The following is a 20158-nucleotide window of genomic DNA, read 5'->3' as shown; positions in this document are numbered from 1 at the left end:
GCTGAGCCGACAGGTTGCGCCGAAGGCTCTGACACGATGGAGAGGTGACGGGGCTGACGGATCGATGGCATGAGCTCATCCCGGACTCGGCGCCGCTGGCCGAGGAGCTGGCCGCGCGCTACACCGACCGCGACCGCCAGGCCTACCGCGACCGGTACCTCGAGACGATCCTCACCGCGCTCGACTCCCTCGACCAGCTGAGCACCGATCCCACCGCGGTCCGGCTCGCGGTCTGGTTCCATCGCGCTGTCCACGCAGCCGGCGCCCAGCCCGCTGACGATGCCGAAGCCTCCGCCGTGCTGGCCGAGGAGCTCTTGCCCTCGTACGACGTCAGCTCGGCCCGGATCGCCGAGGTCGCCCGGCTCGTTCGCCTGACCGGTGGCGACGCGGCAACCGCGCCCGGCGACCCGAACGCCGACGTCTTCCTCGATGCGGTCAACGCCACCCTCGCCGCCGACCACTACGCCGACCACGCTTCCGAAGTACGCCGCGACGCGAACACTCCGGTCAAAGAACGCCACGCCGTACTACGTGCCGCCCTGGCCGCGCCGCTCTACCGAACCCAACTGGCGCGGGACCGTTTCGACCGGGCCGCGCGGCAGAACCTCTCCGCGGAACTCGCGATCCTGGATGCCCAACTGCCCGCGCCCTGGCGTGGTTGGCAGCAGGCCGGTCTGGTCGCCCTCGCCGGCTTCGGCGCGTTCAGCGCGTTCGTCCTGGCTTTCGTGGCCACCCAGGTGCCCTGGCGGATCCCGGAGTTCGGCTCGGACCAGCTCTGGCTCGCCATCGTCCTGACCGTCCTCGCCCTCGCCGCTGTTCCACTGTTGCTCCGCTTCTCGCGTCGCAACGGCCGCACCGCGCGGATTGTCGACGGCGGGGTGATCAGCGCCGGCGTTCTCGGGCTGGTCGCGGTCCTGGTCCTTGCGCCCGACACGAACCCCTCGGTCGGTATCGGGGAGCGGGCTCCGTTGCTGCTCACCGCGTCGATCCTGCTCATCACCGCCGGCGCTGCCGCCGTGGCTGCGTCCGCCGCGGCCGGCGCGCGGATCGGCAACCGGGCTCAGCTGCTCGCGCGGATCGTCGTACCGGTGGCGGTCGTGCTGGCGATGGTCTTCATCACCCAGCCGCTCTGGCGCATCTACTCGCTGAACGCCAACGAGTTCCTCGACGGCCCGCACGGGCCGGCCGCTCCCGGGGTGCGTTCGGAACTGACCGGTGACGTGGCCTGGTCCAGCAGATCGAACGGGTACAACTCGGACAGCTTCGGCCGGGCCGTGTCCACCCGGTACGGGATCGCGACCACCCGCAGAACCGCGACGGTCGAGATGCTCGACGCGGCAACGGGGGAATCGCGCTGGCGCTACACGCGCTCCGACGCCAGCGGCCTGCCTGATCTCTCGGTCATCGGGAACGGCGAACTGCTGCTCGCCCATTTCGACAACGTCGGCTACCTCCTGCTGGATGCGGATACCGGCAAGCGGAAGGCGGCCTGGCCGGGGCGCACCCAGGATCACGACATCCAGAACGCCGACCCGCTGCTCACAGAGGAGCAAGTCGGCAAAGGGTCGAACAAGCTGCGCGGCGTCGACACCGACGGAGGGGATCGCTGGACCTTCGAGCCCGGACGCTGCACCCGCATCAACGCGGTGGCCACCGCTGACACAGCCGTCGCGTTCCTCGGCCGGAGTTGCGGTAAGGATCCCGACGAGCTGGCCGCGCTGGACCTCCGCACCGGGGAGAAGCTGTGGAGCCGGGCCGAGGAATGGGCCGGCAGCCCGTTCGTGGCCGGCAGCCTGGTCGTCGGACTGAAGTCGGACCGGGAACTGGTCGGCATGGATGCCCGGAGCGGGGAGTTGAAGTGGCGCTGGCCGCTCCCGTCAGCCTTGGGCTGCAAGACCCGGGTCGAGCAGGCCGGTGACAAAGTCGTCCTGCTGAACTGTCCCCCTGGGGCGGACAAGACGCAGACCGTGGTGACGGCGATCGACGCCGGCACTGGTGTTGTCAGCTGGCAGCGCACGGCCCCGATCGACGTGTCCCGGCGGGTGGCGGTGACGGCCGACGCGCGAGTGGTCACGCTCAAGCGGCTGGATACCTGCAAGCTGCAGGTGGTCGAGGAGTCCGGCTTTCGTCAGGTCCCGGCGTCCCGGGAGATCTTCTGCAACCAAGGGGTGCGGGCCGTCGGCGACGTCGTACTGGCTCGCGGCTCGGACGGACTCATCGCCCTTCGCTGACGGGGGGAATCAGGATGCCGGGGTTGAGGATGTTGTTCGGGTCGAGCACGTGCTTGACCGCCCGCAAGGCTTCCACGGCCAGCGGGCCGATCTCCTGCTCGTAGGCGTCGCGGTGGTCGGTGCCGACGGCATGGTGATGGGTGATCGTGCCGCCCGCTGTGGCGATCGCCTGGCTGGCCGCGGTTTTCGCCTTGCGCCATTGGGCTACCGGCTCGCCGGTCTGGGCGGAGATGACGGTGAAGTAGAGCGAGGCGCCGGTTTCGTACACGTGCGAGACGTGGCAGAGCACGATCGGCGGGGTCCCCTGCTCCGACAGGGAGCTGACCAACGACTCGGTGACCGCGGCCTTCAGCGCCGGGAGTTTCGACCAGAAGGCGGCGGTCTCGAGCGTCTCGACCAGCGCGCCCTCGTCGAGCAGGGGGTCGCGGAGATAGGGAGCGCGGTAGCGGCCCTGCCGCCAGGTCTCGCCCGGACCTTCGCCCACCGGCTCGCCGCCGGCCGCGGTGAGGACCTCGGCGACCTCGGCGCGGCGTACCGCAGTACGGGTGCCTTCGAAGCCGACGATCGCGAGGGCTCCGCCTGAGCCGCCGCCGAGGACGTTCGGGTCAGCGAGGTTGATCGCCGTCTCGGCTTCGTCCGACAGGCGCAGTACCGTCGGCAGCGGGCCGTCCTGCGCGAGCCGGCGGATCGCGGTCAGGCCGTGGTCGAAGGACTCGAACCGCCAGCCCTCGAAGGACCGCTCGGCCGGGCGCGGGCGGATCCGGACGACGACGCTGGTGATGATGCCGAGTGCTCCTTCGGAGCCGAGGACGAGTTGTCGCAGATCCGGGCCGGCCGCGGACATCGGAGCGCGGCCGAGCTCGATGGTTCCGCGCGGGGTGGCCAGCGTGAGACCGACGACCATCTGGTCGAAGCGGCCGTACCCCGCTGACGACTGGCCGCTCGACCTGGTCGCCGCGTAGCCGCCGATGCTCGCGCCTTCATAGGACTGCGGGAAGTGGCCGAGGGTGTAGCCGCGCTCGGCGAGCATTTTTTCGGCCGCGGTACCGCGGACACCCGCCTCGATCGTTGCGGTCCGGGAGACCTCGTCGATGTCGACCAATCGATTCAGCCGACGCAGGTCGACGGCGATGAAGGCGGTGTCTTGAGGCGCAAGCCCACCGACGACGGACGTGCCACCGGCGTACGGAACGACGGCCACGCGCTGCTCGGAGCACGCGGCCAGCAGAGCCTGTACTTCGTCGTGCGAGCCGGGGTAGACGACGGCGGCGGGCATGTCCGTGGTGTCGCCGGCGCGGTGGCGGAGGAGATCGGGCGTCGAGTAGCCGCGGGTGTGGCTCCAGCGCGTGTCGAGGTCGATCTTCACGTGCTCGGGACCGAGCACCTTGGCCAGCAGGGTCGCGATGTCGTCGTCGACCGCACCCGGGTCCGTGGGCGGGACGGCAGTCGGCGGACGCCGTACGCCGAGGTGCTTGAGCGCCTCCAGCGCGGCGGCGGGGAGTTCGACCGATTGCGCGGGATCGCCCCAACGGCCGGGCGTGAGGTTGACCACCGGGAGGTCGGACTCGGTCATGGGGACTCCCCATCTCAGATCTTCGGAGGTAGCGTCACGCCGAGGCCAGCGGGTTGATGCGGGGTTGAGAAGTCGCTGATACACTCTGACGTGTGATGTCTCAGCGTAGCAGCGAAACCGACAGCTCCTCCAGTACGCCCGGATCGACCCGGCCGACGCCGGCCAACGCGATCGGCGAGGAGCGGATCCTCGACGCGGCGTACGAGTTGCTGCTGGCGATCGGGATGCGCCGGATGACGATGGCCGACATCGCCCGGCATGCGGAGGTTTCCCGCGCCACGCTCTACCGGCGCTGGCCGAACGTGCAGGCGGTGGTCGCCGCGCTGATGACGCGCGAGTGGACCACCGCGCTCGTCTCGGCCTTTCAGCCCGACGCGGTCGATGGGCGGTCCCGGCTGGTCGAGGGGGTGGTCGAGGTGGTCGCGAAGACCCGGACCCATCCGCTGATGCGCAAGATCATCGAGCTCGACCCCGAGTTCCTCACGCCGTACCTGCTGGAGCGACGCGGCAGCAGCACGGTCGCGCACCTCGCGCTGGTGAAGGCCGGGATCGAGTCGGGCCAGGCGGACGGTTCGATCCGGGCCGGTGACTCCGACTGGCTGTCCCGGCAGATCATCCTGGTCTCGCTCGCCTCCGCGGTGTCCGGGCCGGTGCTGGCCGAGCCTGCGGAGTACCCGGAGCTGGACGAGGAACTGCGCGTGATGCTCACCAGGTACCTGATGCCATGACCATGATCGCCGTGGGCAACCCGAGCCTCAACGCTGCGCGGCGGACCCGTGAGCTCGACTGGCTCGACACGACCGGCCAGGTCGACGTCCTGGTGATCGGCGGCGGCGTGACCGGCGCCGGCGTCGCCCTCGACGCGGCCGCGCGCGGTCTCACGGTGGCGCTGGTCGAGAAGCACGACCTTGCCTTCGGCACCAGTCGGTGGAGCTCCAAGCTCGTCCACGGCGGGCTGCGGTACCTCGCATCCGGTCACGTGGGGATCGCCTACGAGAGTGCTGTCGAGCGCGGCATCCTGATGAAGACCACCGCGCCGCATCTCGTTCATCCGGTACCGCAGGTGGCGCCGTGGTTTCCGCAGGCTCGTCTTGCGCAGGCGGCGTTGCTGCGTGGAGCTTTCCTCGGTGGCGACGTTCTCCGCACTGTCGCTCGCACGAGTGACGACTACCTGCCGCACTCCCGTCGCGTGAGTTCGGCCGAGGTACTGCGGTACGCCCCCACCGTTCGCCCTGAGGGCCTGCGTGGCGGCTTCCTCACCTGGGACGGTCAGCTGTACGACGACGCGCGGCTGGTCGTCGCGATCGCGCGCACCGCGGCGTCGTACGGGGCTCGCGTGATCACCCACTGCGCGGCCGAACAGGTGACTGGGCGGGGCGCGGTGCTGGTCGATCAGCTGTCTGGCCGACGGCTCGATCTCGATGCGCGCATCGTGATCAACGCGACCGGGATCTGGGCCGATCAAGTTGCCTCCGGCATCAAGTTGCGGCCGAGTCGCGGCACGCATCTGGTCTTGCCGCAGTCAGCGTTCGGTGGGCTGTCCGCAGTACTGACCGTGCCGGTGCCGGGGGAGTTGCGGCGCGTGGTGATGGCGATTCCGGCGCCGGACGGGCGGGTCTATGTCGGGCTGACCGACGAGGAGGCGCCGGGACCGGTCAGCGATGTGCCGCGGGCGACCGACGCCGAGATCGACTTCCTGCTGGCCACGATCAACACCGCTGTCCGAGAGCCGCTGACCCGAGCCGACCTCCTAGGCAGCTACGCAGGCCTTCGCCCACTCCTGGACACCGGCCATCACAAGGGCCAGGACAAAACCGCCGACATCTCCCGCCGCCACGCGGTGATCACCAGCCCCGACGGCGTGGTCACCATCGTCGGCGGCAAACTGACGACGTACCGCCGAATGGCCCAGGACGCCCTGGACACCGCCCTGACCCAATCCAACATCGAATCACGACGCCCCTGCCTGACCCACCGAATCCCCTTGGTAGGAGCAGCCGACCGCGTCCAGTTGGCAGCAGTCCGAGCCCCCGCCCGCTTCGTAGCCCGCTACGGCGTGGAGGCCACCGACGTAATCGCCGTACCCCCAGCCCTCCTGGCCCCCATAGCCCCCGGCCTGTCCACAACCCACGCCGAACTCATCTTCGCCATCCGCCACGAAGGCGCCCTCACCGAAGACGACCTCCTGGACCGCCGAACCCGCCTAGGCCTCTCCCCGACAGACCGAGCCTTGGCACTACCGGCAGCCCAGGCAGCCTTCGCCTCGGTCTAACCCACGGGTCTTGCCTGTGGATAACTTGGGGGACGCTCCCGGGGGCGGGTTAACTTGGGGGTGGGGAGGTGGGACACGTGAGTCAGCCGTATTCGGGGCCGCCTGGGTATTTCCCGGGGCCTCCGTTGGTGCCGCCGCCCGTGCGGCGGTATCGGCCGCTGCGCCGGATCACGATCGCCTTCCTCGTCCTCGCGGTGCTCACGCTGATCCTCACCACCGTCCAGGCCGTGCTGATGTGGCGCTCGTACGACGAGGTGAAGCGGTTCGTCTACGGCCTGCTGTCCGACGACGAGCTCGATCGCGCGGTGGCGTCGATCGCCGGGAGCGGCCCGCTGCTCAACCTGATGTGGATGACGTTCGCCGGCGCCGGAGCCGTCTTCCTGGTCTGGCTGTGGAAGGCCCGCGAGAACACCGAGCTGCTCACCCCGTCGGTCGGCGTCACCTACCAGGGCGGCCAGCGACTGGGCAGCGGTCGGCATCGGCTCAACACCGGCTGGGTGATCGGCGGGTGGGTCACCCCGATCGTCCAGTTCTGGTATCCGCTGCAACTGGTCGAGGACGTCGTACAGGCGAGCGAGCCGACCGACGACCCGGGCCGGATCAAGACCCTGCTCTACACCTGGTGGGCGTGCTGGACCGCATTCTGGGTGATCATCGTCGGCGGCGGAAGTCTCGCCTTCCTCAGCGTCGTGGTCTGGATCGTGCGCGTCGTCGACCGCGCCGAGGCGGCCTCCGAGAGCGGCGACTACCTCGACCTCTACGACCTGCAGAGCTTCATGGTCGGCCTGGCCCTCACGGTGAACATCGCCTTCACCATCGCGACCGTGCTGCTGGCCGCGGCCGGCGCGGCCGTGGTTCTGCTGATGTTCCGCACCAATGCCTGGCAGGACGCCCGCATGTCCCGCCCGTCCGACCAGCCGCCGCCCGGCCCGCCGCAGTACGCGCCGCGGCCGGAGTTCCCGTCGTACGCGCAGCGATCACCGTGGCAACGGTAGGCGGCACAGTACTGCGGTCGCATCGTCATACCGCTTGCCCCGAAACGCCCCGACGGCCGCATCACCGTCATATCGCCTGACCCGGTCGACCAACGCTCGCGGCCCGCCCGTCTCCAGCAGCCCGACCAGCTCCTCCCACGAGTGCCCGTACCGCTCGGAGTACCGCGAAGCGCCGTCGGTCAGCAGCGCGACCACCTCGACCGCAGCGCGTTCCGTAGTACCGGCGACTGCTTCGTACGCCGCCTTGGGCTCGGTGCTCGCGACCCAGAACCCGCCTGGCTGGTTCCGCCACCGGCGTACGGACTCGAGCGTGTACTCCGGCAGCAGGTCGATCCGGTTGTCGGCGAGCACCGTCACGCGCCGGTCCGGACCACGCAGTACGACCGGCGAATCCGCCAGCACCAGATGCTCGACCTGCTCGTCAGAGATCCGCACCACCGCCACGGTCGACGACGGACTGTCCGGGTTCGCCAGGTCGCACGTGTCCTCATGCTCAGCCCGTACGGCGAGAATCGCGTCCGCCAGCAAATCGCCCAACGGCGCCCGCGAGCCACCCAGCAGCGGGATCGCCAACTGAGTCCCCAGCCGCGCGACCAGCCACACCACCGAATGCACACACCCCGACTCGACCCCAGCCGGCGCCGTCGCCCCATCCAGCACCACCACGAAGTCCGGCCCGGCGATCACCAGATCCTCGTTGACCCCCACTCGATCCGGCGCAGGCTCACAGACCGACCAGATTTGCACACCCCTATTCTCCGGGGCGGGCGGTCCAGGTGTCGGCGAGGGACTGGTCGAGGGGGATCTTGCTGGACCAGCCGAGGTGCTTGCCGATCAGCGTGGTGTCGGCCTGTTGCCACGCGACCGCGTCGGCGGGGGAGCCCGCGTGCCCGGCGTGCGCCTCGCCCTCGACGATCTTCGTCTTGGTCCCGCTCAGCTCGACCAACTGGTGGACCGCGTCCCGGGCCAGCGTCGCCTTGCCCGAGCCGACGTTGAGCACCGGCGGCAGCTTCCCCTCGGCCGTCGCGACCGCGACCACCGCCTCCGCGACATCCCGCACGTCGACGTAGTCACGCCACGCCTCCAGCGATCCCAGCTCGATCGTGCCGGTCGTACCGAGCTGGCGGAGCACCCGGCCGAACAGGGTGCTCGGCGGCGATCCCGGGCCGGTGATGTTGAAGGAGCGCAGCACGATCGCGTCGGCGCCGTTGCGGTGCGCACGCAGTACGAGCTCGGAGCCGGCCAGCTTGGTGTACCCGTACGCCCCGCCCGGCCGCAGCTCGGCCTGCTCGTTCTGGCTCGTGCCCCGCGGCGCACCGCCGTACTCCGCGGCCGAGCCGATCTGGATGAACCGCGCGTTGCTGGCGTGCCCGTTCATCGAGGACAGCAACGACTGGACGGCGACGACGTTGCCGCGGGTGAGCTCGAGAACGTCGCCCTGGGTCGCGGCCGCCGCGTTGACGATCACCGTCGGCTTGTAGAGCCCGAACTGGGTGTCGAGTGCGAAACAGTGCCCGGTGGCGAGGTCGAAGCGCTGATGCGGCTCGCCGGTACTGCGGGTGAACCCGCGGTGGTCGATGCCGCGTTCCTCGAGCAGCCGGCAGATCGCGCCGCCGAGGAACCCGCCCGCGCCGAACACCATCACTCGCTCTGATCCGCTCACATCGTTCATCCTCCTGGTTCGGCACCACTCTGTCGGTGGTGCAGGGCAAACTTCGGGCTAACTGATGGGAGTGCCATGGCAGATCGCAAGGGTGGCCGGGCGGCGCCGAAGACGGAGTCGACGATTCGCGACTGGGACGACGCCGACCCGTCCGGGCAGACGTACACCAGGGTGCTGTTCATCGACTCGGACTTCACCGAGGTGAACAACCAGCGCGGCGTCTTCGAGGAGTGCGTGTTCCGCGGGGTCCGGTTCAACGCGTCGGTGCACCTGGAGGCCGCGTTCGTGAACTGCACCTTCGTCCGGTGCTCGTTCTTTGACAGCACCTTCACCCGGTGCAAGCTGATGGGGAGCATGTTCGACGACTGCACCTACAACCTTCTCAAGGTCGAGGGCGGCGACTGGTCGTTCGTCGGACTGCCCGGCGCTGATCTGCGCGGGGCCGAAATCTCCGGTACGAAGCTGCGCGAGGCGGACCTCACCGGTCTCCGCGCCGCCAAGGCCGTACTGCGCGACGTGGACCTGTCCGGAGCCTGGATGCAGCGGGCCGACTTCACCGGCGCCGACCTGCGAGGGTCCGACCTGTCGACGCTCGACCCGCTCACGGTCGAGCTCAAGAACGCCATCGTCGATCTTCCCCAGGCGATCGTGATCACCACCTCGCTGGGTCTGGAGGTGCGTCCCTGAGCGTGCTGCCTGTGGATATCTCCAGGGTTATGACCATTCATCCCCCGGTTCATCCACAACCTGTGGAAAACCATCCAGGTCTCCTCACCGAGCCCTGGCGACGGGCCGGGTCTTGGCCAAAGCGGGGGCCAGTTCGCCCCGGCGGTGCCTCGCCACGGGGCGGCCACGGGTCACGAGCAGCGCGCCGTGTTCCACCACGTACCCGGGATTGGTGCTGAGGACGGGGAGGGTTGCGGCTCGCAGTACGAGCTGAAGGCCGGCTGCGAGGCCGACGCCGAGGAAGGCACCGAGCGTGTTCGCGACCAGGTCGTGCAACTGGCAGGAACGGCCGAGCTGCGGGATCAGCGCCTGGACTGCCTCGACGGCGGCTGACATCCCGATCCCGGCAGCGATCGCGTCCGCGGGCCGGCCACTGGCCAGCGTCAGCAGGGCGGCGATCGGGATGAAGAGCAGCACGTTGAGCAGCCCTTGGACCGAGGTGAGGCCGCCGGTCGTGCTCAGGTGCGTGCCGCAGCTCGCGGGGAACCGGTGCGCGGTCGGGCTGAGCGTCGCGGCAAGAATCAGGGTGCAGGCGGCCGGCAACAGCAGCGCGGCGATCTTGGGGACCACCTCCCGCGGGCGGCGGATCGACGAAACGGCGATCGGAATCGCCATCCCGGTCAGCACGATCCAGGTGTCCAGCAGGTGCGGAATGCCGCGATAGGTCTCGAGCACGCGTCCGGAACCTCCGTAGTCGACCGGCTCACGCATCCCGCGGCGGCAGCGGTGGCTGTTAGCCGTTGCTACCGGCCCGTGGGTGCTCGCGCGATCACGTCGTCAGTGGTCTGCCCGATGTCTCTTCCTCCACAGAGACTCCGGCGTCCACTCCGTCGACCGCTAGGTCACTCAGGACATCTGCACGCACCCGCAAACAAACAGTGAGATCCCCGTGACAATATGTGCACGAACTGTCACGCACGGTCTCCCTGGCCGATGCACACGGCAACCAAACTAGTAGCCAAGGGCAACAAACACATCGGGCTTTTCGCCCGGCGACAACGCATTGCGGGCGAGCCGCAGGGGACGGCGTCGTGCTGGCCCCAGCGGTACTCCCGAGCCCGCCGAACTGCTTAGCCGTTCCGTGCGACAGGAGGTAGTGCCTTCAGCGTTGGCTCGGCCCGCCTGAGTCGGCCGCCGAGTTCGCCGATCGGGCGGCTATCTCCTGTCGCTCGGGACAGTTCCCGTGCTGCGCGTGCTCAGCCGTTCTCGCAGCCGATGCCGTCGTTGTTGCCGTCCAGGCCGTAGATGTCCGAACCGACCACCTCGACCGGTCCGGTGACGTACGCCGGACCATTGCCGCTGCCACTCGAACAGTCGACATCGCTCGCGATCGGAACACAGGCGCCGCTGTAGTTCGGATCGCAGTCGCCGGCCGGTTCGGCTTCGGCCACCTTTGTGCCGATCGACGTGATCTGAGTGACCGGCGGGACAGTGACCGTCTGGCTGACGATTCGCCGGCCCGTCTCGCGCCCGTCGGTGTAGGTCACCGCGTAGGTGACCTTCTTGCTGCCCTTCACCCCGCGCGTGGACACGACGACCTCGCCCTTGGGCAACTCCGGATCCTTGACGTTCTTCTTCTTGAACGGCACCGGCCGGACCACCACGACGTTCTTGATCACCACACTCGGCACCGGCGCGACCCGCTTCGGCACCGGCGCCGACGGCGTGCTCGACGTCTCGACCGGCGCCGGACTCGACACCTCGACGGACGGCTGAGCAGACGGCTCGACCGACGGGGTTGCCGACGACTCGACCGGCGCGGGCGCGCTCGACTCCGTAGTACCGGCCTCGCCTGCCAGCGGTACGGGTGCCGCGCCTTCGGCGCCGCAGCCGGTCAGCAGTAATCCCAGTGCGAACAGCAGTCCCCCCGCTGAACGCTTACCTCTTGCCCCCCACATACTTCAGCACCACACTTCAGTTTTCATCCACACACCATCCACCCAACCGATCCCACTCGCCAGACCTCGGAGGCTTCGAAATCATCACGCGTCTGGAGATGACGTCACCGGACCAGTTGGTCCCCGGTGCGCCCCCGCCCAGCCCGATCGACCTGATCGTGGCCGGCCCGGAATCAGCTCCCGCGGTCCGCTCCACCTACGTCCGGATCTGGGCACCGCTGACGGCCCGTGGACGGATGGAGTGGAGCGACGACGAGTGGCTCGCCGAGCTGTCCCACCCGGACGCCCGCAGTTGGTTCGCCCAGGTGAGCGGTGAAATCGCAGGCTTCGTCGAACTCTCCCGCGGCCGCAACGGCGATGTGGGCATCGTGGTCTTCGGCCTGGTCCCGGAGTACCAGGGCAAAGGTTTCGGCGCAGCCCTCCTGACCGCCACCACCCAACTCGCCTGGACCCTGGGCGACCCCACCCGCCGCGTCTGGCTGCAAACCTCCTCCGAAGACCACCCCCACGCCCTCCCCAACTACGAACACCGCGGCTTCCAACCCTTCTCCACGGAATAACCCGTACGACGCGAGTCGGGCTGACAGACTGTGTTTCATGGAGCTCGGTGTTGTGCACACGTGGGGCGCCGGGCCGGAAGTGGTGTTCCTGAGCAATCCTCTTGCCGACCCCGTGAGCTGGTCCGCCGGCGTACGCGATGAACTGCTGAAGCTGGGCTATCGCGTGACGACCTTCGAGCATCGTCCGGCAGAGTTGGACGTAGAACTGCCAGGCGCCGCCCACGCAGCCCCTCTCACCGACCCATCGGACGTCTGGCCGCCCGTAGTCGACTTCCTCCAACGCCACCACCCTCCGCGATGACTGAGGGCCGGTCTCACCTGCCCGATCCGATCTCGACGCGGCTCGCGTTGTTTCTTGACGAGCTCAGGGGCGAGCTTGGGGATGCTGTCTCGATCGAGGTCGAGGATCGGGATGGGTGGCGGGCCGTCGATCTGAGTCCGCAGCGGAAGGACGCGTTGGGCGTCTACTGGACGGACTTCTATCTGCTGGGAGATGGGTCTCCGGGTGATGCTCTTCAGGTCGAGGCCGGCCATCAGGGCGGTCGGTGGGAACTTGGCCGGGACGAGGATGACCTGTTGCTTCTGATGGACCTCGTGCGGTCGGTTGTCGCTGGTCGCGTGGTCGAGGTGTTCGGCCCCGCGCGATCGCGGGTCGAGGTGACCCTGTCCGACGGGACCGAGCAGGTCGAGATCGGCGCGCAGGCTCCAGTCGGCTGCCTGCCCGTCCCAGGCTGGATGCGCCTCGGCCGGCGAGTGCACTACGCGCCGTACAGGTAGAGCAAACGGACCTCGAGCGACCTACGGGCTCACCCCAGCAGGCGACGTCGCGGTCCGTGGGGACCTGCCTCTTCGCTAGGTTTGACCGGACTTGGTCAAGAGGGGGCTGAATGTAGTGCGGGCAATACTCCTGAGCGGCGCGCTCGCGATGGTCTGCTCGCTGCTGGGGACCCGGGTCGCCATCGGGTGGTTCGCCCGTCACGGCTTCGGCCAGCCGATCAGGCAGGACGGACCGACGACTCATCACGTCAAGCGGGGTACGCCGACCATGGGCGGGCTCGTCATCCTGCTGAGTGCCACCGCGGCGTACCTGGCGGCAACGATCCTGACCGGCAGGTGGCCGAGTGCCAGCGCCTGGCTGCTGATGTTGCTGTTCTTCGGCTGCGGGGTAGTCGGCTTCCTCGACGACTTCATCAAGGTCTACACCCAGAACAACCAAGGGCTGAGCAGCCGCGGCAAGATGGCGGGGCAGACCCTGGTCGCGCTCGGCTTCGGGATCCTGGCCACGCAGTACTTCGCCAACGGGCACGGCGTCAGGCCGGCCTCGCAGTACATCTCGACCACCCATGACTGGGGGATCAAGCTGCCCCTGGTCGTGGTCCTGCTGGTGATCTGGTTCATCGTCACCGCGACCTCCAACGGCGCCAATCTCACCGATGGCGCCGACGGGCTGCTCGCCGGCGCCTCGGCGTTGATCTTCGGCGCGTACACCATTGTCAACGTCTGGCAGAACAACCAACGGTGCGACTCCGCGCGACCCACCGTAGTGGCGGCACAGTGCTACCAAGTGCGCGATCCGCTCGACCTGGCGGTCTTCGCGACCGCCATCGCTGCCGCGTGCATCGGCTTCCTCTGGTGGAACGCCAAGCCCGCGCGGATCATCATGGGCGATGTCGGCTCCCTCGCCATCGGCGGCGCCTTGGCCGGGCTGGCGATCATGTCCCGCACCGAGCTTCTGATGACTGTCATCGCCGGACTGTTCGTGCTCGAGACCCTGTCCGTGCTGCTGCAGATGATCTGCTTCAAAGTGACCAAGCGACTCACGGGCACGGGGCGCCGGATCTTCCGGATCGCTCCCATCCACCATCACTTCGAACACGTGGGATGGGACGAGGTCACCGTGGTGATCCGGTTCTGGATCGTCGCCGGGCTGTTCGTCGCGACCGGCCTCGGCATCTTCTACGCCTCTTGGCTGGCCTGACCGAGTCGGGAGTTAGCATCGTCGCCGTGGCGACTCGGCTGGTACAGATCAACATGAAGGCTCGCGACGATGCCGCGCTGGGCAGGTTCTGGGCGGAGGCACTCGGCTGGAGCATCTCCAGCGAGGGCCCCGGCGTGACCAACCTCGAACCCGAGGGCTTCGTCTACCCCGACCCCACCGCCGTCTGCATCGACCTCGTCCTCTCCGAGGAACCCAAGACGGTCAAGAACCGCGTCCACGTCGACCTGGCCACCACCTCGCCGGCCCACCAGACGGAGCTGGTCACCCGCCTGACGGACCTCGGCGCGACCCCGATCGACATCGGCCAGGGCGACGTCCCCTGGACAGTCATGGCCGACCCGGAGGGCAACGAGTTCTGCGTCCTGGACTCCCTCTACGAAGAAACCGGCCCGATCGCCACGGTAGTTGTCGACTGCGCCGATCCACACACCATGGCCAACTTCTGGAGCCAGGCCACAGACTGGACCCTCCACAAAGTCACCGACCACAACGCAGTACTACGCTCCGCCGCCGGCGTCGGCCCGTACCTCCAGTTCCTCCGCACCCCCGACCCCAAGACGGTCTGGAACCGAGTCCACCTAGACGTCCGCCCCTACCCAGCCGACGACCTAGAGGCAGAAGCAACCAGACTCCAATCCCTAGGCGCCACCCTCCTCGACCTCCCCGACATCCCCTGGAAGGTCCTCACCGACCCAGAATCCAACGAATTCTGCCTCCTGACCCCAGCCTGAACCGACGCGATGGTTGGCAGGTCATCCCAACGACCTCCACGATGAGCACATGCGCAGGAGAGACCGCCGCCATCAAGACGCGGCAGCAACGGCCATCACTCACGCCGTCCACGACGCCATCCTGATGATCCGAACGATGGCTTACTGCCGCGAACGGCCGAGTGTAATTTTCCCCGAGGCCGACGACTACCAGGAGGAAATCCGCCTCCTGGCCGACCTCTGCGACACCCTCATCCCAGGCCTCCGACGTGACCTCCTGGACTACCGACCCGTGGACGCCCTCCAGTACACCTGGGACTCACGAAACGACCACCAGCGCCGCTGGCTAACAGAAACCCTCGCCCAGCACGACATCGCCTTGACCGACTTCATCATCGACAACCACCGACGCGCGTGAACCCCTGCGCGATGATGAGGGCGTGACCGACGACCCGCGAGTGGTGTTCCTCTTCGAGGATCTGGACGTTCACGTCTTCCCGTCACTCGCCGACGCCGAAGGCTGGATGGAGGCGGTCGACGTGGCGGCCGGCGAGTACACCGCCGCGCTGACAGAAACGGGTCAGGTGATCAGGATGAGCACAAAGAACGAGGAGGTCATCCTGGAACTGACAGACGAAACGAACCTGCCCAGGCTGAAGCAACTCCTCCGCGACCACGGCAACCTGATCGGCCAACCAGGGATCGAACTAGACCCCATCGACTTCGCCAACCGATCCTGGCAGCTCGATTGGGAATCCCGCTGGCCAAAGCGCCCCCGCTGGCTCGACAAGCGCCTACACCCCCACGGCCCCATCCAGGCGTAAAGCCAGTTTCACGTAAGAGTCAGCCGACATTTACAGCGAGCGAAGCCATACTGACGCGGTGGATGAGATCTCGCTGTCGGTCCCGCGCTATCGCCCCGAGGTCGGAGTCGTCGCACCGGTCGAAGACGGAACCGTCCACGTCGAACTAGTAGACGGCGTTGTCCAGTTGACCGGCAACCCGGCCGGCCCTTCGCGACCTCGCCCGCTGGTGCCTGTCGCTATCCGATCCATCAATACCGAACGGACGCCACATCCACCTCGACCCGGGGTACATCCCGCTCAGCCCGGAATCGGCACCCGTCCTCATCGCCCGAGACGACAGCATCGACGCCACCGGAGACTAGCCATCGGTCGGACCCAGGAACGTGAGCCGTGTCAGCGCAAACGGACCTGCGGCAGGAAGCAAGCCGCGCCCGGGCGCCAACCGCGACGGAGGAGCGGCACCTCGCGCGACGCGGGAGCGGGCACTAGTGATCGGGTGGGCGGGAGCGGCCAGGCGGCTCGCGACGGAGGGGCGGGCTGGCGGCGGCCGCGTGGGGAGCAGTACAAGCAGAAAGCCGGCTCCCGAAGGAACCGGCTTGTTGGGGTGGAGACGAGGGGACTCGAACCCCTAACCCCTGCCTTGCAAAGGCAGTGCTCTGCCAGTTGAGCTACGCCCCCGCGGGGTGGTTTCAGCGGCCCGGGGTGACCGGGTCGACGGCTTCGGCCCAGAGGTCCTGCTCGGCGCGGGACTGCTGGGTCTTCTTGTAGACGAAGTATCCACCGACGCTGGCCAGCAGGACCAGCATGACCTTCTTCAGCATCGGGGATCTCCTCGGATCGGGTGTCGATCTGGGTGGGCCTAACAGGACTTGAACCTGTGACCTCTGCCTTATCAGGGCAGCGCTCTAACCGTCTGAGCTATAGGCCCGCAATCGCGGGTTTCGAACCTCGGAGAGGTTACCGCACTCGGTGCCCGTCTCCCAAACCGGTTCCGATCGGGCCGCGGTACGACCCGATCGAAGCCGGTTCTTCGGCCTCAGTCTTCGGAGGCCAGCGTCACTTCGAGGCCGCCCAGCAGGGTGGCCGCGATGTTGTAGAGGAACGACCCGAGCGTCGCCAGCGCCGTGATGATCAGCACGTCGGCGCAGGCGAGCAGGGTGGTGAATCCCATCACCTTGCCGGTGTTGATGTAGTCCTGGATCTGGAACTGGTTGCCCTCCTGGGTGCCCAGCACCTCCCGGACGGTGTTGTTGATGTTCTCGAAGACGCCGGCCGCGCCGATCGCCGACCAGACGATGAAGACGGCGACCCAGATGACGATGCCGAACGCGATCGAGAGCAGGAACGCGGTCTTCATCACCGACCACGGGTCGATCCGCGACAGGCGCAGGCGGGCCTTGCGGGTCTGCGGCCGCGATGAGGCCTTGGCGACCGGCTCGGCCGCGGGCTTGAAGTCGGCATGCTTGATGTCGGCGCGCTTGACCTCAGGCTGCTGCTTCACCTCGGCCCGCTTGTCGGCCTTGGCGGCCTTCGGCTCCGAACCCTGAGTCGCGGACTCCTTGAGCGCCGTGGCCCGGCCCAGCACGGCCTGCTTGGCCGCGTTGAGCTTGTCCCCGAACGACTCGGTCGGGGTGTGGGTCGGCGTCGCCACCTTGCCGGTCTGCCCGTACGCCGATGCGCCGGGCTGGCCGCCGTTCGACGGCAACCGCGGCTCCGGGCGCCCCGGAGTACTGGGTGGGGCGGCTTGAGCCGGGTATGAGCTCGAACCCGGCCGGACCGGCGGCTGCTGTGGTGGTCGCGACGGAGTCACCGAGGCCGGTGCCGGACCACCCGGACCGCCTGGGCGAGCCTGGCGCGGATCGGCGGGCCGCTGGCCGTTCGCAGTACCGGGTCTCGGCTGGCCGCTGCCGTTGGAACTGCTACGACCGTTGGAGGCCGGGTTGCCAGGTGGGGTGGACTGACCCGTCCCGGAGCCGCTCTGCGGCCGTTGGGACTTCGGGCTGTCCGCTCCATCGGGCCAGGTCGGCCTCGCGCGGTTGGTCATCAGGTGCCCTCCTGGCCGGCTTCGTCATCCTCGACCGTAGCCGGGTCCTCAACGTCAGTCGAATGCTGGTCATCAGTGTTGACGTCCGCAGCACCCGATTCGGTTGTCGCGGTGTCCACATCCTGGGCACCGTCGACCTCGCTGCTGTCGATCACCACCCCGTCCAGGGAGCCGGCCTCGTCGACCACCACCCCATCGGCCACCACTGCGTCGGTACCCGCCGCGGCGTCCAGGTCGTCGGCCACGGCCAGATCGGTGTTGCGCGCGATCGCGACCACAGCATCCGATTCCCCGACCCCGGCGAACTTAACCCCCATCGTGTCGCGGCCCTTGACCGGAACACTGTCCACCCGGCTGCGCACGACCTGACCGCTGTTCTTGATCGCGAGCACCTGGTCGGAGTCGACCACGATCAGCGCGCCGACCAGCGAACCGCGCTCGTCGTTCAGCTTGACCGCCTTGATGCCCAGACCGCCACGGCCCTGCTGCCGGTACTCCGAGACCCGGCTGCGCTTGGCGTAGCCGGCGTCGGTCACGGTGAAGACGAACTGCGCGTCCTCCTCCGAGCCGGCCCGGATCACCGCCATCGACAGCAGCTCGTCGCCCGCGCGGAACTTCATCCCGGTCACGCCGGAGGTGGCCCGGCCCATCGGGCGAAGCTGCTCGTCGTTCGCGGTGAAGCGGATCGACTGGCCCTTCTTGGAGACCAGCATCAGGTCGTCCTCGGCCGACGCCAGCTCGGCGCCGATCAGCTCGTCGTCCTCGTCGCGGAAGTTGACCGCGATGATGCCGCTCTGCCGGGCCGAGTCGTAGTCGGTCAGCGCCGTCTTCTTCACCAGGCCGCGCTTGGTCGCCAGCAGGAGGTACGGCGCCTGCTGGTAGTCGCGCAGCGTCAGGACCTGGGCGATCTCCTCGTCGGGCTGGAACGACAGCAGGCCGGCCACGTGCGAACCCTTGGCGTCCCGCGCCGACTCCGGCAGCTGCCACACCTTGGCCCGGTAGACCCGGCCCTTGGTGGTGAAGAACAGCATCCAGTGGTGGTTCGTGGTGGCGAAGAAGTGCCCGATCTCGTCCTCGGCCCGCATCGTCGCGCCGCGAACGCCCTTACCGCCCCGGTTCTGGGTGCGGTACAGGTCGGTCTTGGTGCGCTTCGCGTAGCCGCCGCGGGTGATCGTGACGACCACTTCCTCGTCCGGAACCAGGTCCTGGACGGACAGGTCGCCGTCAGCCGCGATGATCTCGGTACGCCGCTCGTCGCCGTACCGGTCGACGATCTCGGCCAGCTCGTCGCGGACGATCTGCCGCTGCCGGACCGGGTCGGCCAGGATGTCCTCGAGGTCGGCGATGACGGCCTCGAGCTCGGTCAGCCGGTCGACGATCTTCTGCCGCTCGAGGGCGGCCAGCCGGCGCAGCTGCATGTCCAGGATGGCCTGCGCCTGGATCTCGTCGATCTCCAGCAGCGACATCAGGCCGCCGCGGGCTTCCTCGACGTCGGGACTGCGGCGGATCAGCGCGATGACCTCGTCCAGCGCGTCGAGCGCCTTCACCAGACCGCGGTAGATGTGCGCCTGCTTCTCGGCCTCGCGGAGCCGGTACCGGGTCCGCCGCTGGATGACCTCGATCTGGTGGTCGATCCAGTAGGTGATGAACAGGTCGAGGCTGAGCGTGCGCGGTACGCCGTCGACCAGCGCGAGCATGTTGCAGCCGAAGGTGTCCTGCAGCTGCGTGTGCTTGTAGAGGTTGTTCAGTACGACGCGCGGCTGGGCGTCGCGCTTCAGCACGATGACGAGCCGCTGGCCGGTCCGGGACGAGGTGTCGTCGCGGATGTCGGCGATCCCGGTCATCTTGCCGGTGTTGACCAGCTCGGCGATCTTCTGTGCCAGGTTGTCCGGGTTGACCATGTAGGGCAGCTGGCTGACGACCAGGCTGGTCCGGCCCTTGGCGTCCTCCTCGACGTCGACGACCGCGCGCATCGTGACCGAGCCACGCCCGGTGCGGTACGCGTCGTCGATGCCCTTGTAGCCGACGATCAGCGCGCCGTTCGGGAAGTCCGGGCCCTTGATGTTCTCCATGCACGCCGCCAGGACCTCTTCCTGGCTGGCGTCGGGGTGCTCGAGGCACCACTGCGCCGCGGCGGCGACCTCGCGCAGGTTGTGCGGCGGGATCATCGTCGCCATCCCGACCGCGATCCCGGCCGAGCCGTTCACCAGCAGGTTCGGGAAGCGGCTGGGCAGGATCACCGGCTCCTGCGAGCGGCCGTCGTAGTTGGGGCGGAAGTCGACCGTCTCCTGGTCGATGTCGCGCACCATCTCCATCGCCAGCGGCGCCAGCCGGCACTCGGTGTACCGCATCGCGGCGGCCGGGTCGTTACCCGGCGAACCGAAGTTGCCCTGCCCCTGGATCATCGGGGCGCGCATCACCCACGGCTGTGCCAGCCGGACCAGGGTGTCGTAGATCGCCGAGTCGCCGTGCGGGTGGTACTGACCCATCACGTCACCGACGATGCGCGAGCACTTGGAGAAACCGCGGTCGGGCCGGTAGCCACCGTCGTACATCGCGTAGAGGATGCGGCGGTGCACCGGCTTGAGGCCGTCGCGGACCTCGGGCAGCGCCCGGCCGACGATGACGGCCATCGCGTAGTCGAGGTACGACTGCTGCATCTCCGTCTGCAGATCGAGGGG

21 protein-coding genes and 2 tRNA genes are annotated in these 20158 nt (G+C 68.3%); 13 read left to right on the top strand and 10 right to left on the bottom strand.

Going from position 1 to position 20158, the window contains the following annotated elements; all coding sequences use genetic code 11:
• Positions 1–44: 44 nt before the first annotated feature.
• The gene (locus ACQPYM_RS00165) at positions 45–2231 is read left to right on the top strand and encodes a PQQ-binding-like beta-propeller repeat protein (RefSeq protein WP_433012930.1); all 2187 of its coding nucleotides are present in this window, start codon (positions 45–47) and stop codon (positions 2229–2231) included.
• Here ACQPYM_RS00165 and ACQPYM_RS00160 read toward each other — a convergent pair.
• On the bottom strand, positions 2215–3804 hold the full coding sequence (locus tag ACQPYM_RS00160) for an FAD-binding oxidoreductase (RefSeq protein ID WP_433012928.1): 1590 nt from the start codon (positions 3802–3804) through the stop codon (positions 2215–2217). The two genes, ACQPYM_RS00165 and ACQPYM_RS00160, sit on opposite strands and share 17 nt — an antisense overlap.
• A gap of 95 nt (positions 3805–3899) precedes the next feature.
• Between ACQPYM_RS00160 and ACQPYM_RS00155 the strand changes: the two genes are divergently transcribed.
• The 3 genes from ACQPYM_RS00155 to ACQPYM_RS00145 all read left to right on the top strand — a co-directional run bounded on the left by ACQPYM_RS00155 (position 3900) and on the right by ACQPYM_RS00145 (position 7071).
• Entirely contained in the window at positions 3900–4532 is a 633-nt protein-coding gene (locus ACQPYM_RS00155) for a TetR/AcrR family transcriptional regulator (RefSeq protein WP_433012926.1), read from the top strand.
• On the top strand, positions 4529–6076 hold the full coding sequence (locus tag ACQPYM_RS00150; protein ID WP_433012924.1) for a glycerol-3-phosphate dehydrogenase/oxidase: 1548 nt from the start codon (positions 4529–4531) through the stop codon (positions 6074–6076). The genes ACQPYM_RS00155 and ACQPYM_RS00150 overlap by 4 nt, the downstream gene beginning before the upstream one ends.
• A gap of 140 nt (positions 6077–6216) precedes the next feature.
• The gene (locus tag ACQPYM_RS00145) at positions 6217–7071 is read left to right on the top strand and encodes a DUF4328 domain-containing protein (RefSeq protein ID WP_433012922.1); all 855 of its coding nucleotides are present in this window, start codon (positions 6217–6219) and stop codon (positions 7069–7071) included.
• Here ACQPYM_RS00145 and ACQPYM_RS00140 read toward each other — a convergent pair.
• Positions 7054–7818 (bottom strand): protein phosphatase 2C domain-containing protein, encoded by a 765-nt coding sequence (locus ACQPYM_RS00140; protein WP_433012920.1) that lies wholly within the window; start codon positions 7816–7818, stop codon positions 7054–7056. The genes ACQPYM_RS00145 and ACQPYM_RS00140 overlap by 18 nt on opposite strands.
• A 4-nt stretch (positions 7819–7822) precedes the next feature.
• Positions 7823–8734, bottom strand: coding sequence for an NAD-dependent epimerase/dehydratase family protein (locus ACQPYM_RS00135; protein WP_433012918.1), 912 nt, complete (start codon positions 8732–8734; stop codon positions 7823–7825).
• A gap of 75 nt (positions 8735–8809) precedes the next feature.
• Here ACQPYM_RS00135 and ACQPYM_RS00130 point away from each other — a divergent pair, with 75 nt between their 5' ends.
• Positions 8810–9421 carry a pentapeptide repeat-containing protein gene (locus ACQPYM_RS00130; protein WP_433012916.1) on the top strand — a complete coding sequence of 204 codons (612 nt, stop codon included), beginning with the start codon at positions 8810–8812 and terminating at the stop codon, positions 9419–9421.
• An 84-nt stretch (positions 9422–9505) separates the two neighbouring features.
• Here ACQPYM_RS00130 and ACQPYM_RS00125 read toward each other — a convergent pair whose 3' ends face one another.
• Both ACQPYM_RS00125 and ACQPYM_RS00120 read right to left on the bottom strand, forming a co-directional pair.
• The gene (locus tag ACQPYM_RS00125; protein WP_433012914.1) at positions 9506–10135 is read right to left on the bottom strand and encodes a VanZ family protein; all 630 of its coding nucleotides are present in this window, start codon (positions 10133–10135) and stop codon (positions 9506–9508) included.
• 521 nt (positions 10136–10656) lie between these two features.
• The gene (locus ACQPYM_RS00120; RefSeq protein ID WP_433012912.1) at positions 10657–11358 is read right to left on the bottom strand and encodes a G5 domain-containing protein; all 702 of its coding nucleotides are present in this window, start codon (positions 11356–11358) and stop codon (positions 10657–10659) included.
• 98 nt (positions 11359–11456) lie between these two features.
• On the opposite strand from ACQPYM_RS00120, the gene ACQPYM_RS00115 reads away from it, so the two are divergent.
• The 8 genes from ACQPYM_RS00115 (at position 11457) to ACQPYM_RS00080 (ending at position 15795) form a co-directional block, all read left to right on the top strand.
• On the top strand, positions 11457–11918 hold the full coding sequence (locus tag ACQPYM_RS00115; protein WP_433012910.1) for a GNAT family N-acetyltransferase: 462 nt from the start codon (positions 11457–11459) through the stop codon (positions 11916–11918).
• A gap of 37 nt (positions 11919–11955) precedes the next feature.
• Complete coding sequence (locus tag ACQPYM_RS00110; RefSeq protein WP_433012908.1) at positions 11956–12219, top strand: hypothetical protein; 264 nt, start codon at positions 11956–11958, stop codon at positions 12217–12219.
• Positions 12216–12695, top strand: coding sequence for a hypothetical protein (locus ACQPYM_RS00105; RefSeq protein ID WP_433012906.1), 480 nt, complete (start codon positions 12216–12218; stop codon positions 12693–12695). The genes ACQPYM_RS00110 and ACQPYM_RS00105 overlap by 4 nt, the downstream gene beginning before the upstream one ends.
• Before the next feature lie 115 nt (positions 12696–12810).
• Positions 12811–13896, top strand: a complete 1086-nt coding sequence (gene mraY, locus ACQPYM_RS00100; RefSeq protein ID WP_433012904.1) for a phospho-N-acetylmuramoyl-pentapeptide-transferase — start codon at positions 12811–12813, stop codon at positions 13894–13896.
• Between the two features lie 26 nt (positions 13897–13922).
• Entirely contained in the window at positions 13923–14648 is a 726-nt protein-coding gene (locus ACQPYM_RS00095; RefSeq protein WP_433012902.1) for a VOC family protein, read from the top strand.
• A gap of 49 nt (positions 14649–14697) precedes the next feature.
• A complete protein-coding gene (locus tag ACQPYM_RS00090) occupies positions 14698–15045 on the top strand; it encodes a hypothetical protein (RefSeq protein WP_433012900.1) in 348 nt (115 codons plus the stop codon).
• A gap of 22 nt (positions 15046–15067) precedes the next feature.
• The gene (locus ACQPYM_RS00085; protein WP_433012898.1) at positions 15068–15451 is read left to right on the top strand and encodes a hypothetical protein; all 384 of its coding nucleotides are present in this window, start codon (positions 15068–15070) and stop codon (positions 15449–15451) included.
• A 212-nt stretch (positions 15452–15663) separates the two neighbouring features.
• Positions 15664–15795 carry a hypothetical protein gene (locus ACQPYM_RS00080; protein ID WP_433023503.1) on the top strand — a complete coding sequence of 44 codons (132 nt, stop codon included), beginning with the start codon at positions 15664–15666 and terminating at the stop codon, positions 15793–15795.
• A 243-nt stretch (positions 15796–16038) separates the two neighbouring features.
• On the opposite strand, the gene ACQPYM_RS00075 is transcribed toward ACQPYM_RS00080, so the two are convergent.
• The 5 genes from ACQPYM_RS00075 to gyrA form a co-directional block, all read right to left on the bottom strand.
• Positions 16039–16111 (bottom strand) — tRNA-Ala (locus ACQPYM_RS00075).
• 11 nt (positions 16112–16122) lie between these two features.
• On the bottom strand, positions 16123–16254 hold the full coding sequence (locus ACQPYM_RS00070) for a DLW-39 family protein (protein WP_433012896.1): 132 nt from the start codon (positions 16252–16254) through the stop codon (positions 16123–16125).
• Between the two features lie 33 nt (positions 16255–16287).
• Positions 16288–16361, bottom strand: a tRNA-Ile gene (locus ACQPYM_RS00065).
• A gap of 108 nt (positions 16362–16469) precedes the next feature.
• Complete coding sequence (locus ACQPYM_RS00060; RefSeq protein WP_433012894.1) at positions 16470–17477, bottom strand: DUF3566 domain-containing protein; 1008 nt, start codon at positions 17475–17477, stop codon at positions 16470–16472.
• A complete protein-coding gene (gene gyrA, locus ACQPYM_RS00055; RefSeq protein WP_433023501.1) occupies positions 17477–20137 on the bottom strand; it encodes a DNA gyrase subunit A in 2661 nt (886 codons plus the stop codon). Before gyrA ends, ACQPYM_RS00060 begins: the two co-directional genes overlap by 1 nt.
• Between the last annotated feature and the right edge of the window lie 21 nt (positions 20138–20158).

Origin of the sequence: Kribbella sp. CA-294648 (genome assembly GCF_050943845.1) — a bacterium.
Taxonomy (GTDB): Bacteria; Actinomycetota; Actinomycetes; order Propionibacteriales; family Kribbellaceae; genus Kribbella.
Note: the sequence above shows the minus strand (reverse complement) of the source record. Positions and strands in the feature narration are given on the sequence as shown.